Here is a 13533-nt window from a genome sequence, read left to right as displayed (position 1 = left end):
CTCCTAACCGGCTGCTTTCGCGTATTCAAATTTAATCCCGCCGCTGTATGCCGGCACGGTAACTTGAGCTATTTTTTTAACTGAGACTTGGATTCCCCAGACTTGGAGAGCTTCAGCCACTCCGCCTTTCATTTTCAAAGAATTCTCCAGAGTATCCGGATTGCCGATCGCTGTAATCACAAATGGCGGCGCCAGGCGCTTACTCTTGTTCAACACAATAGTCGGACCCGTGCACCTAACCTCGGTGGTTGCCAGCAGTCTTTGACCGTTAATCGAAACCGCCTCAGCTCCGGCTGCGTTGATTTCATTTAAGACCTTTAACAAATCTTCATCATGCAGCACATAAAGGTTGGGGTTCTGGCCCGGGCGGAGATTAATATTGCTGTCGCTCAAAGTAACCTCAACGCCTGGCCCGCTTAATTCGGAAACACCGGCTTCCACCTTGGCTTTCTCCAGTTCATCCCGCAGGACTGGATTCAGTGGGGTGGCGTTATCTAATTCGGCACGCAAATTATTAACCTGGGTTTGAAGCGCTTCGTGGTTTTGCCTCATTTGGTTTACCTCAGCCGAAAGTTCTTGCACTCTTTGCACTGATTCGGTACGCTGGATTTCCCTGGTAAAGCGGAACTGAAAGGCCAGCATTATTCCAAGCACCAGGCCCATTAGCGCAAACACCCACTGATAGTTTTTCAATCTCATCAACCCTCCTCCCAAATGGGATATCTTTCAACGAGGCTGTCTATTTTAATAATATTTCACCACAGGTTTTCCCGAGGATGAGATATCTATATAATCAACCTTGGCGCCTTGTTTTTGCAATTCTTGCAAGATCCTTGCCAAAACCACGCCTTTTTCCCTTACCTCAACAGCCTCCCCCAAACGGCACTTTATACGATCCAGTGTATAAGCCTTAATCTGGCCATCCGGGTCGATATGCACCTCCGAGAGCTGGTTAACCACCTCATCCGGCAAGCCGCTGATCATCATCAGGACATCCGCCAGGAGTTCCGTTTCAACTATCTCCCCAGGTTTGACGACATCCACCTGCACTCCTGTTATTATTGGCACACCGGGAACACCTGACCCGGTCTGCTGAAGGCAAATGCCTTCCTCATCCACTTCGAAAAAACCGTTTCCCGCCGGTAATAGCCCTAACGGGCGACGTTCAGTAACAGTAATCAACACAGTTGAGGGCAATACTCTAGTAACACGCGCCTCCTTAATCATGGGTACCGTTTTTAATCTATCAGCTGCAGCGGCCAAATTAATTTTAAAAATGTTAACACCTAGGCCAATATCCGCCGCATTACGCACATTATCCTCAACAAGATACTGGTTGCCCCGGACCACCACCCGTTGTATTTCAAACAGCGGCGATCGCAAAAAAACATACCCGGTTATCAAAACTAAAAATATAAAAAAAAGACTTTCAGGAGCATTCCATTTTCTTTTCTTTTTACCACTCTGAAAAGTGTCCTTCAATAGCACCTCACTCCAGTGGCATATTTACAAAATCTAGCCAAATATAATTATAGCAACTGTTTTTTCCTTGTCCATGGTTCAATGCAGTTTATTAATATAATAATTTCAGCATTTAATTAGTATTGTCCTGGCGTTAAGCAATTTAATCAATGCTCAGGCAGGAATATTTTTTATGTTTAGGTAAAAAGTTTACCGGTAAAAAAACATCTGTGGTTAAAGAAGGTGGCATGTGAGGGAAGAAGAAAATATTGAACATGAGCTTGGCGAACAGAGCCGAGCATATAAGGCCCGTCCTGAAGATATCCAAAAAAGAGCCACATTAATTGTGAACTCTAATAATTCTCGCACCCAGGGCGTTATACTTTACCTCCAACCGTTCATACCCGCGGTCGATGTGCTGGACTTTTTCCAAAACAGTCCCGCCTTCAGCGGCAAGCGCGGACATTACCAGCGCCGCCCCCGCCCGTAAGTCGCTGGCTTCGATATAGGCGCCGCTCAGTTTATCAACTCCTTTAATGATCGCGGTCTGCCCTTCGACCTTAATATCAGCGCCCATCCTGCGCAGTTCCCCAACGTGTTTAAAACGATTTTCAAAAATAGTTTCAGTGATTACACTGGTTCCTTTCGCCAGACTCAAGAGCGCCATCATCTGCGGCTGCATATCGGTCGGGAACCCCGGGTAGGGCATCGTTTTTATATCGACCGCTTTTATACGCCCGTTTCCCAGCACCCTGACCCAGTCATCTCCAACGCTGATATTGACTCCGGCCTCGCGCAGTTTTGCCAATAACGGATCCAAGTGTTCGGGAATAACGTTCGTTATAGTCACATCACCACCGGTCATAGCGGCAGAGACCATAAACGTGCCCGCTTCAATACGGTCAGGAATTATAGTATAAGAAGCCGGTTTGAGGTCTTCTAAACGGACACCTTCGATCTTAATTGCATCCGTCCCAGCACCCTTAACCCTGGCGCCAATACTGTTAAGGAAATTTTGCAGATCTACTAATTCCGGTTCTTTAGCGACATTACGGATGAATGTTACTCCTTCAGCCAGCACTGCGGCCATGATTAGATTCTCTGTGGCGCCCACGCTGGGCAAGTCAAGGTGGATATCGGCCCCAACCAACCGATCAGCTTCGGCCGTGATATAGCCAAACTTTTCCTGAATCGTGGCTCCTAACAATTGGAGGCCTTTTAAGTGGAGATTCATCGGCCGGCTGCCGATTTGGCAGCCCCCCGGGTATGATATTTTTACGCGTCCGAACCTGCCTAACAGCGCGCCCAACACCAGGTTTGAAGCACGCATCCGGCGCATCAGGTCTTCTGATATTTCAACAGGCTGAACATTTGAGCTGTCAACTTCAACAGTGTTTCTGTCGCAATAAACTTTCGCACCAAGATGAGTCAGCACATCTTTCATTACCGACACGTCAAGCAGTCTGGGCACTTCATGGATGACGCTCTTGCCGGCGTTTAGAATACACGCCGCCAATATCGGTAAGGTGGCATTCTTAGACCCAGCGGCGCGAATAGTCCCTTTCAGGCGGTTCCCACCCAAGATCATGAATTTTTCCATTCTTGTCACCTCTGCCTAATCATGACCGGTAAGTTTTATTTCCGGCTGGAGATCCACCCCAAACCGACTGTTTACAACTTCCCTGGTGTGCTCAATTAAAGCCAGCACATCCCTGGCTGTGGCAGAACCCAGATTAATTATAAAATTGGCATGCTGAGTAGAAATCTGGGCATTCCTCACCCGCATCCCTTTCAATCCCGCAGCTTCAATCAAACGTCCGGCAGATTCGCCCGGCGGGTTTTTAAAAACACTCCCGGCGTTAGGATAGCAAAGCGGCTGTGACGCTTTGCGCCTGGTCAGGTAATCCGCCATTTCTTTCCGGATAAGTTCTTTATCCCGGGGATAACAGGTAAACGTAACCTCCACAATAATAGCCGGTTCCGAATGTAATATACTGTTCCGGTAGCCAAAACACATATCTTCCTTGTTCTTATTGATAAAATCCCCTTCGAAGCTTAATACCAGCACATTTTTAACCAGGGTACTCACGGTAGAACCGTTAGCCCCCGCGTTCATTACCACGGCCCCTCCGACAGTACCGGGAATACCGTTTGAAAATTCAAATCCGCCCAGACCGGCATCCATGGCCGTCGACGCAACAGCCGCCAATTTAGCTCCGGCTTCCGCAGTAATTTCCTTGCCGGCGGTAACCACCCTGGCCATGCTATTTCCTATCTTAACCACAACCCCCCTGATTCCGCCGTCGGAAACCAGAAGGTTTGAGCCCGCCCCAATCACTGTTAAAGGAACACCTTTATCTTTGGCAAAAGAAACAACGAGCTGGAGTTCCGAGCGGGTTCCCGGTTCCACAAAAACATCCGCAGGCCCGCCGATGCGCCAGCTAGTATGTTTTTTCATTGGTTCGCCTGCCCGTACCCGGCCGGGCAAAAGCGCAAGCAGTTCATGGTAAAGGGTTAAATCAGCCAATTTTTTGACTCTCCTTCAACCTGTTGACCAGTTCAACACCTGCGTTCCAAATATCACCTGCTCCCATAGTCAGGATCAAATCGCCGGGGCGCACTGTTTCAACCAGATAATTTACTATCTCTTGTCTGGTAGGCAAATAGATTACCTCGCGATGTTCATTTTTCTCAATCGCGGAGACAATATTTTTCGCGCTTACACCGTTTATGGGCTGTTCACCGGCACTGTATATGTCGCTGATAATAATAATATCCGCATCGCTGAACGCCGTCCCGAAGCGTTCGCCAAGGAGTGAAGTTCTCGTGTAACGGTGCGGTTGAAAGACCCCGACGACACGACCGTTTTTCATCTGGCGCGCTGCGTTCAATGTAGCTTTTATCTCAGAAGGATGGTGCGCGTAATCATCGACAACTTTTATCCCTTTTACTTCGCCCATACACTGAAATCTACGCCCGGCGCCTTTAAATTTTTTTAAAGCCGCCGCGATGCCCTCGAAAGAAAGCCCAATAAACCGGCCGGCCACAACCGTTGCCAGGGCGTTAGAAAGATTATGCCTTCCGGGCACGGTTAATTCAAGACAGCCTAAAAAATCACCCTGATAATAAACGTCACCCGCCGTGGTATCATTATCAAGCCGGAGATTTTGCATGGTATAATCCGCGTCATGCCGTTCAATGGCATAAGTCTGGTATGGGCGGTCATATTCATCCAATAGCTCTCTTATTCTGGCGTTGTCCAGACAGGCTATCAACAGGCCGTCGTACGGTACCTTGGCCATAAATTTCCGGAAAGCGGCCACTATGTTTTCAATGTTTTTATAATAATCCAAGTGATCGTCTTCTATGTTAGTAATTATTTCGATAAAGGGATTCAATTTTAGAAACGAGCCGTCACTTTCATCCGCTTCCGCAATTAGATATTCGCCGGTGCCAAGTTTGGCGTTCCCCCCGATATCTGTCAATTCACCTCCGATGATTATGGTGGGATCAAGATAATTCTTTTCAGATACCAGGGAAAGCATCGAAGTAGTTGTAGTTTTTCCGTGAGCCCCAGCTATAGCTATGCCCTTCTGTCTATCCATCAGCATTGCCAGCATCTCGCCCCGGTGAATGATCGGCAGGCCTTTGTTCTTTGCCGCAACCAATTCTACATTTGTGGCAGGAATAGCCGTAGAGGCCACAACTAAATCAGCATCTCCCAAGTTTTCCTCAGCATGCCCGGCATAACAGGTCACCCCAAGGGCTTCCAGCCTTTCGGTTACGGCTGTGGTTTTCAGGTCCGAACCTGTTACCTTATAACCTAGCCCCAACATAATCCCGGCTATACCGTTCATACCGGAGCCACCGATTCCGATAAAATGAACATGCTGTTTTTTTTGCACTAATCACATCTACCTTTCTAATATTATTTAAGCGTCATTCTTGCACTAAATATAAAACATTATTCCAGCATATACCAAACAAGGCCAGCAAATAATCAACCATAATTAACCACAATAAATAAATTTACCATATAAATTTATATGTCTTATTAATTTTTGTTAAGTATTTATCATCTCCTTAACCTTAACAGAAACCAATCAAATATTTCTGCCTGAAATATAGAATATACTATGCATATTTCAAAAAAGTGTTACATTACTCATATTAAGACTTGTCCACTGAATGTAGACCAATAACTTAAACTCATTACCATATTTTATATTACTGATCGCTTTATGTCAAAAGCTGGCTAATTTTTTCTTGTTTTAATTAACTCATCCACACATTCTATTATATCTTTGAGCGCATGTCTTCTGCCAAGCCTTTTACTGGCAGCACTCATGGCCGATAATTTGTTTCGGTTGTCAAGCATTTCAGCTACTTTGTTACATAACACTTCCCCGTTCAACTCGCGATCCAGCACTACAATCGCCGCCTGCTCTTTTTCAAGAGCGCGGGCGTTAAACTCCTGGTGATTTTCCGCGGCGTAGGGGTACGGAATCAGAATCGCAGGGATGCCCATGGCCGTTAATTCAGCCAGGGTGGCCGCACCCGCCCGGCTGACAACCAAATTTGCCGCCGCCAGGGCATCCTGCATGTTATAAAGATAAGGCATGATGGTAACATTCCCAATTTTGTCCAAATCTATACCGCAAGCGGCGATGTTATTGATAAAGTCTTGGTGCCCTAACGTACCGGTCACATGAATGATGCTTAGCCGCGGATCATCCGCAAACTTTTTAATTACTGAAACCATCGCCTCATTAATGGCACGGGCTCCCCTGCTACCCCCAAAAGACAATAATAAAAAGCACTCATGGCTTAAACCCAATTTCTTCAAGGCGGTCTTCCGGTCAGCCGTCAAGATTTCCGGCCGCACAGGCAAACCGGTCAGCCTAACCTTATCCCGGCTTGGGAAATATTCCATTGAGTCTGTGAAAGTCACGGCCACCAGCCCGGCAAAACGCGATAGAATCCTGTTGGTAATACCGGGAAATGCGTTTTGTTCATGGATCAAAGTAGGAACCTTGCTTAGAGCGGCTGCCAGCACCACGGGACCGCAAACATAACCACCCGTCCCGATCACCGCCACCGGCCGCCACCGCCGGATAATCCCGGCTGCCTGGAAAAATCCTCGTCCGGCTTGCCATAACGCCAATAAGTTATGGAGAGATAACCTCCGTTCTAATCCAGACGCTACAATACCCTCGAACGGAAAATTTTCTTTGCGAACAATATCCGTTTCCATACCCTTCGTTGTTCCGACATAAAGCACTTCCGCACCGGGATATTTTTCTTTCAGACCCCGGGCTATAGCCAGGGCAGGGTATATATGTCCTCCAGTCCCCCCGCCGGACACCACAAAACGCAAACACCTCACTCCTTAACGGGCGGCGGTATATTGAGAAATATTTAGCAATATACCCACTCCAATCATGGTAAAAAGCAGAGATGTGCCGCCAAAGCTGATGAAAGGTAAAGGTATACCTGTTACCGGCAAGGATCCGGTTACCACGCCAATATTGATTATTGACTGGATACCCACCCATGCGGTTATACCGGTCGCCAATAAGCTGGCGAACGGGTCAGTCGATGTGATCGCTATCTTTAGACCTCTCCAGATAAAAATGGCAAAAAGCAAGATTACCAGTGAAGCTCCGATAAAACCTAACTCCTCACCGATGATGGCAAAAATAAAGTCGGTGTGGTTTTCGGGCAGATAAAGAAACTTTTGCTTACTTTGCCCCAAGCCCAACCCAAATAAGCCGCCGGAGCCGATAGCGTATAAGCCCTGGACGATTTGAAATCCGTCACCCTGAGAATCGGACCAGGGGTCCATGAAGGCCATTAAGCGCTGCAACCGGTAAGGTTCCATCATAATAGCAAAACCCACCGCCACTAGGCCGGTTGCTATAATGCTGCCAAGATGGGTCAGCCTGGCGCCCGCGGCGAAAATCATTACTATTACTATTCCGGCCAGGGACACAGCTGTTCCCAGGTCCGGCTGGATTAAAATCAGGAGAGCCGCAAAGGACATTAACAGCAGGTAAGGCAATACGCCTTTCGAGAAAGTTTTGATCTTGTCTTTTTGCCTGGCCAAACCGTACGCGGTAAAAATAATCATACAGAGCTTGACAAGTTCAGCGGGCGCGAAAGGTGTCGGGCCAACGGCAATCCAGCGCCGTGCCCCGTTTACCTCCTTGCCGATGCCGGGGATAAAAACCAACACAAGCAGCAGTAAAGCAATTATTAAGATCGGTAAAATATAATGTTTAAGCTGCCAATAATTGTACTTCATTGCCAAACGCATGGCAATCAATCCGAGCAGCGCCCATATTAACTGTCGTTTAAAAAAGTAAAAGCTGTCATTGTATTTGACCAGGGTGCTGTACTCGCTAGCGCTGAAAACCATGACAACGCCAATGCTTAATAAACTCATTACCGTTAAGAATAGAACAAAATCAGGAGACTTCTTTTTTTGCTGCATGGCTTTAGGCTACCCCCCCTTTAGTCAATATTACTCCTAATGATTCTTAAGACTAAAAACTATTTCTTTAAATAAATCTCCACGCTCTTCAAAATTATTGAACATATCCCAACTGGCGCACGCCGGGGATAATAAAACTATATCTCCGGGCCGGGCGGCTTGACTGGCCATCATCACGGCCTCCTTAAAACCCGCCGCGGCCAGGATATTTTCAAATTTTCTTGTTCTGGCGGCGTCGGCAATTAATCCGGCACTCTGCCCCAGGACCACCAATACCCTGACTTTTTCCTTGATTTTTTCAGCAAGTTCATTAAAGTCGCTACCTTTATTTTTTCCGCCGGCAATCAACACGATGGGTTTGTCATAAGCTTCAAGCGCTTTAATTGATGCATCCGGGTTGGTCCCCTTGGAGTCGTTAACGTACCTTACACCATTAATTTCAGCCACAAATTCCAACCGGTGAGATACTCCCTTGAAATTTTTCAAGGTGGAGGCCAGCGATGCGCTGTTCACTCCCATCACCTTGGCGGCCGCAACTGCCGCGAGAGCGTTTTCCAAGTTGTGCGCGCCGGGCATCTTTAAATCATCAACGCCGCAAATAATCTCAGCTTGCCCGTCAAGGCTGGCCGCGATTTTTCCCTCACTGACAAAGACGCCTTTCGCCAATTCCACACGCCGGCTAAAATAAACAGTATCGCCGCGTGATTTATTCCCCAGCGCAGCGGTCAGCGGATCATCATAATTCAGCACAATAAAGTCACCAGGTTTCTGGTTGGTAAATATCCTGGCCTTGGCCGCGATGTAATTGTCCATATTGCCATGACGGTCCAGATGGTCAGGCGTGATATTCAAGACCACACCTACCTTCGGCTTGAAGGCTCTGGTAGTTTCCAGCTGAAAACTCGATACCTCGGCTACAACGACATCTCTAGAACAGTATTTCTCTACTTCAGTTACTAACGGAAGGCCGATATTGCCGCCTACCAGCGTGGATATGCCGGCATCCTGAAAAATAGAGCCAAGCAAGGCGGTTGTAGTGGTTTTGCCATTCGTCCCGGTAATAGCCACAATAGGCGCCGCGGTAAAATGGTAAGCCAGCTCCAGCTCTCCGGTGACAGTTATTCCATTGTTCATGGCAGACAAGGCCGGCTCGACAGTAAGAGGAACTCCGGGACTCATAACCACCAGATCAAAACTACCCTTGCGCACCTCCGGGTATCTGCCGAGAGAAAGCTCAACCCCTTCAGCAGCCAACTCCGCCAACTGATTATCCTGATCCACCGGATTGCTGGCATCCGTTAAAACAACAACAGCGCCTTTTTTCAAAAGAAATCGTGAAACAGCCAATCCGCTCTTGCCGGCGCCAACAACAAGCGCTTTTTTATCCTTAAGTTCCATTGATGCCCGCCTTTCAAAAGCTGAGTGAACTCGTTTAGCTTCCGCTAAACTTCGGGGCTGCGGTGGGGGATTCTACCGCCACCGCAGCCCGAAGGCAATTCCATTCGTTGGGGACATTCCTCCGACCCCAAAGTCATATTATTGGGGACATTCCTCCGACCCCAAAGTCAGGCTTTAAAGAGAGGTGTGTCACCTTTCCTTAACACTTTACCTACCCAGGTGGTAAAACCCGGCAAGCCCAATCATACTAAAAACTATGGTAGCCGTCCAAAAGGTGAGCACCACTTGGTTCTCTCCCCATCCGCCCAATTCAAAATGGTGATGTAAAGGGCTCATGCGAAAAATACGTTTACCCCTGGTTTGAAAGGATATCACCTGGATGACCACGGAAAGTGTTTCAATAATAAAGATACCGCCGATTATTAATAAGAATAGCTCACTCCTGGTTATTACCGCAGCGGCGCCCAGCCCTCCTCCCAAAGCCAGGGAGCCGGTGTCACCCATAAACACCCTGGCCGGGTGGCGGTTGAAATAAAGAAAACCCAGACAACCCCCCGCCAATGCCGCCAGGCTCAGGGCAACCCCGGTGTTGTCCATCAATAAAGCAATAACCATCATACCCAGCGCAACCAGCAAGCTTACACCGGCGGCCAGACCGTCCAGCCCATCGGTAAGATTGACAGCGTTGGCCATCCCGACAACAACCAGAACGGTAAATGCCAGGAACAGCCACCACCCCAAATCCAGGCTTGCACCTCCATTAACTATCAGATATGAAAACGGCAGAGACAAGCTGGTGCCCCTATCTGATAAAAATACTACCCAATAGGCCAACCCGGCCGCAAGAAGCCCCTGCCCGAGCAGTTTCTCCCGTGCTCTCAAGCCCAGCGACCTTTTCAGCACAACCTTGATATAGTCGTCAAGAAACCCGATCAAACCGAACCCCAAGGATACAACGAGTACGATGATACTATCCCGCGCCCCTTGAGCGACTAACAACACCGCTACAGACACGCCTGCCAAAAATATCACCCCACCCATGGTGGGGGTACCCGCTTTTTGTTGATGCCGGGAAGGTCCTTCCGCGCGAATGTTCTGGCCGAACTTTAGCTTTCTTAAAACAGGTATTGCCAGGGGACCCACTAATAATGTCGTTAACAGCGAGGCAGCGAATGCCATCCATAATCCTTGCATGAAAGCCTCCTACTATACTCATGCGCGGGCTTTGCCCCGGAAATCGACGCGACGATCTGCTCCATATGCATAGCTCTGGAACCTTTAACCAGGACAACGTCCCCTTTCCTGAGAATGCTGTTTAATACCGTTATCGCCTCTTGATTATTCGCACAGCTGTGGATCTTACCAGCCGGCATGCCGGATCTCACAGCCCCTTCAGCTATACCTGAAGCGAGATCGCCAACCACCACCAAAGAGTCCACCCCCAGGTCAGCCGCTATTGAACCAACTTCAACGTGTCCTTCCACCGCCCGGGGACCCAGTTCCAGCATATTGCCGAGCACAGCCACTGTACATCTGCCTCCGGATACTTCTTTCAGTACCCGAAGGGCTGCCCCGGTTGAAGCCGGGCTGGCGTTATATGCATCGTTAATAATTTTCACATCAGCCGCTTCGATAATTTCCAGGCGCATGTCCGATAAAGTCACTGTGTTAAGTCCCTCAGCTATTTCTTCGATAGAAAAACCAAATTCCCTTCCCACTGCAATCGCGGCAAGCGCATTCAGCACATTGTGCCGCCCCGGCAGGGACAGAGAAAATCCCCACTCGCGCCCGGATATTTTTGCGGTAAACTGGTTGCCTCCCTTTTCCGCTCTGACATCTTTAACCATTATTTCACATTCTTTATCGGTACCGAAAAAGATTACCTTCCCGCGGCAACGCCCGGCCTCCCTCCGAATAAACGGGCTGTCGGCATTTAATACGGCAAACCCGTCGGCTGGAATGTTTTCCAGTATTTCTCCCTTGGCCGCGGCAATGTTGCTCACCGTTCCCAGCAACTCCAAGTGGGCCTCTCCGATATTGGTAATCACCGCGCCGGTAGGCCTGGCGATACGGCACAAAGTATTTATCTCTCCCGGTCCCCGCATACCCATTTCCACCACCGCGACCTCTGAGCTTTCATCTATATGTAAAAGCGTAAGCGGCAGGCCAATCTCGTTATTATAATTACCCATGGTTTTTACGGTGCGTAAACGCCTACCCAGAACAGACGCGATCATATCTTTTGTCGTAGTTTTCCCGTTACTGCCGGTCACTGCGATCAGCGGTATCCCGCACCGGTCCCTGTTCAATGCCGCAAGTGCCTGCAGGGCGGCCAGCGTATCAAATACTTTTATTACAGGAAGACCGGCAGTTACCTTTACCGCCCGGTCAACCACCAAGCCTCCCGCGCCAGCCGCGACTGCCAGGTCCAGGAACTGATGGGCGTCGTATTTTTTTCCCCTCAAGGCTAAAAAAAGGCTGCCGGGTTCTATTTTACGGCTATCGGTGGAAACCTGGCTGAATACAACGCCGGAATCACCCTGGATAATTTCGCCGCCGATGGCTTTAGCTATTTCTACCAAGGTGGTTGCTTTCATACTAACCCCCGTTTATTTGTTTACAAATCATCCTTTTTAGCAACTCCACGCACTCGCTTTTTCAGGATCTAACCGTTCCTTAACTCCAAGTAATTTTTAATTGCTGAAGCTGCTTCCCGGCGGTCTTCAAAGGGAAACTTTTCCGTACCGATTATTTGGTAATCTTCATGACCTTTACCGGCGATAATTACTACATCGCCCTTGCGCGCCATACTTATTGCCAGGCCGATAGCCTTGCGCCGGTCCTGTTCCACCAGATAATTCTCCTTTGGAGCCAGCGGCCGCACCCCTTCAATGATGTCCTGGATAATCTTCGCCGGACTTTCTGTACGCGGATTATCCGCAGTAATAATTTGAAAATCACTGTATTTTGCAGTTATGCTTCCCATTACCGGACGTTTCCCACGATCACGATCTCCTCCGCAGCCATAAACTGTGATTAAACGCCCCTGGGTTAACTGGCGGGCTGTTTTCAGGATATTTTCAAGGCCGTCCGGAGTATGGGCATAATCAACAATTACTGTAAAATCCTGACCCGCGTCGACCTTTTCAAAACGGCCCGGTATTCCCTGTATGTTCTCCAGGGCACTTTTGATAATCTCGTGCGGTACGCCCAAAGCCGCCGCGGCGGTAAAAGCACCCAGCGCATTATACACGTTAAACAGGCCGGTTAAACATAGATTTAATTGACAGCGACCCAGCTTCCCATCTATTTGAAAATTAACGCCCCGGGTATTTATATTAACATTCGTGGCGTAAACATCCGCCGTGTTCTTGATCCCGAAGGTGTGGACCAAGCCACCGGCAGCTTGTGCAAAGCGCTCCGCAGCCGGATCATCCGCGTTAATTACAGCGTGTTTTATTGTGCTTTTGTCGCCGGGTACCTTCAGGTTCTTGAACAGCTTTAATTTTTCTTCCAAATATTGACCCATGCTCTGGTGAAAATCCAGGTGATCCTGGGTGAGGTTGGTAAAAACCGCCATGTCAAACTCGCAACCGTCCACCCGGTTTAGCGCCAAAGCATGAGAAGAAACTTCCATAACACAGGCGCCCACCCCTTCCCTGACCATCCTTCTTAGCAATGCCTGCAAATCAGTTGATTCCGGGGTAGTATTATTGCCAGGTATAACCTGGGTGCCAATTCTGTTATGAATAGTGCCGATCAATCCCACTTTTGCCCCGGAAAGGCCCAAGATTGCCGAGATTAAGCTGGCTGTCGTGGTTTTGCCGTTAGTACCCGTTACACCAATCATCTTTAATTCTTTGGCAGGATCGCCATAAAACCGCGCTGACAGTACTGCCAAAGCATGCCTTGTATCTTGAACAACAGCCCATGCTATATCCGGCGGCAATTCAACCTTACGCTCCATTACCACCGCTACGGCACCTTGTTTTACCGCTTGCCCCACATAATCATGCCCGTCAGATTTAAACCCTTTTATGGAAACGAAAAGAAAACCCGGGCATACCTTGCGTGAGTCATAAGTTATCCCTTTAAGCCGGACATCATGATTGCCGCCGGCAGCTTGGATATTTACTGCTTCAAGCAGTTTTTTCAAAAGCAATTAAAAATCCTCCCATTCG

The 13533-nt window shown here is 48.5% G+C and carries 11 protein-coding genes; all 11 read right to left on the bottom strand.

What is annotated here, in order from left to right:
• Positions 1–3 precede the first annotated feature (3 nt).
• Entirely contained in the window at positions 4–699 is a 696-nt protein-coding gene (locus A4E54_RS12055) for a DUF881 domain-containing protein (protein ID WP_286726284.1), read from the bottom strand.
• Positions 700–744: 45 nt separating this feature from the next.
• Complete coding sequence (locus A4E54_RS12050; RefSeq protein ID WP_286726283.1) at positions 745–1383, bottom strand: cell division protein FtsQ/DivIB; 639 nt, start codon at positions 1381–1383, stop codon at positions 745–747.
• 418 nt (positions 1384–1801) lie between these two features.
• Positions 1802–3061 carry a UDP-N-acetylglucosamine 1-carboxyvinyltransferase gene (gene murA, locus A4E54_RS12045; RefSeq protein ID WP_240083310.1) on the bottom strand — a complete coding sequence of 420 codons (1260 nt, stop codon included), beginning with the start codon at positions 3059–3061 and terminating at the stop codon, positions 1802–1804.
• Between the two features lie 15 nt (positions 3062–3076).
• Positions 3077–3988 carry a UDP-N-acetylmuramate dehydrogenase gene (gene murB, locus A4E54_RS12040; RefSeq protein ID WP_240083311.1) on the bottom strand — a complete coding sequence of 304 codons (912 nt, stop codon included), beginning with the start codon at positions 3986–3988 and terminating at the stop codon, positions 3077–3079.
• Complete coding sequence (gene murC, locus A4E54_RS12035) at positions 3981–5366, bottom strand: UDP-N-acetylmuramate--L-alanine ligase (protein WP_286726281.1); 1386 nt, start codon at positions 5364–5366, stop codon at positions 3981–3983. The genes murB and murC overlap by 8 nt, the downstream gene beginning before the upstream one ends.
• 350 nt (positions 5367–5716) lie before the next feature.
• Positions 5717–6838 (bottom strand): undecaprenyldiphospho-muramoylpentapeptide beta-N-acetylglucosaminyltransferase, encoded by a 1122-nt coding sequence (gene murG, locus A4E54_RS12030; protein WP_240083313.1) that lies wholly within the window; start codon positions 6836–6838, stop codon positions 5717–5719.
• A gap of 12 nt (positions 6839–6850) precedes the next feature.
• Positions 6851–7954 carry a stage V sporulation protein E gene (gene spoVE, locus A4E54_RS12025; protein WP_286726279.1) on the bottom strand — a complete coding sequence of 368 codons (1104 nt, stop codon included), beginning with the start codon at positions 7952–7954 and terminating at the stop codon, positions 6851–6853.
• Between the two features lie 36 nt (positions 7955–7990).
• Positions 7991–9352 (bottom strand): UDP-N-acetylmuramoyl-L-alanine--D-glutamate ligase, encoded by a 1362-nt coding sequence (murD, locus tag A4E54_RS12020; protein ID WP_240083315.1) that lies wholly within the window; start codon positions 9350–9352, stop codon positions 7991–7993.
• A 207-nt stretch (positions 9353–9559) separates the two neighbouring features.
• Positions 9560–10546 (bottom strand): phospho-N-acetylmuramoyl-pentapeptide-transferase, encoded by a 987-nt coding sequence (gene mraY / locus A4E54_RS12015; protein ID WP_240083316.1) that lies wholly within the window; start codon positions 10544–10546, stop codon positions 9560–9562.
• On the bottom strand, positions 10507–11949 hold the full coding sequence (locus A4E54_RS12010; protein ID WP_240083317.1) for a UDP-N-acetylmuramoyl-tripeptide--D-alanyl-D-alanine ligase: 1443 nt from the start codon (positions 11947–11949) through the stop codon (positions 10507–10509). The genes mraY and A4E54_RS12010 overlap by 40 nt, the downstream gene beginning before the upstream one ends.
• 68 nt (positions 11950–12017) lie before the next feature.
• Positions 12018–13514 carry a UDP-N-acetylmuramoyl-L-alanyl-D-glutamate--2,6-diaminopimelate ligase gene (locus tag A4E54_RS12005; protein ID WP_240083318.1) on the bottom strand — a complete coding sequence of 499 codons (1497 nt, stop codon included), beginning with the start codon at positions 13512–13514 and terminating at the stop codon, positions 12018–12020.
• Between the last annotated feature and the right edge of the window lie 19 nt (positions 13515–13533).

Source organism: Pelotomaculum sp. PtaB.Bin117 (assembly GCF_002067195.1).
Lineage (GTDB): Bacteria > Bacillota > Desulfotomaculia > Desulfotomaculales > Pelotomaculaceae > Pelotomaculum_D > Pelotomaculum_D terephthalicicum.
The sequence above is the reverse complement of the archived record's forward strand: the minus strand, read 5'-3'. Positions and strand labels throughout refer to the sequence as shown.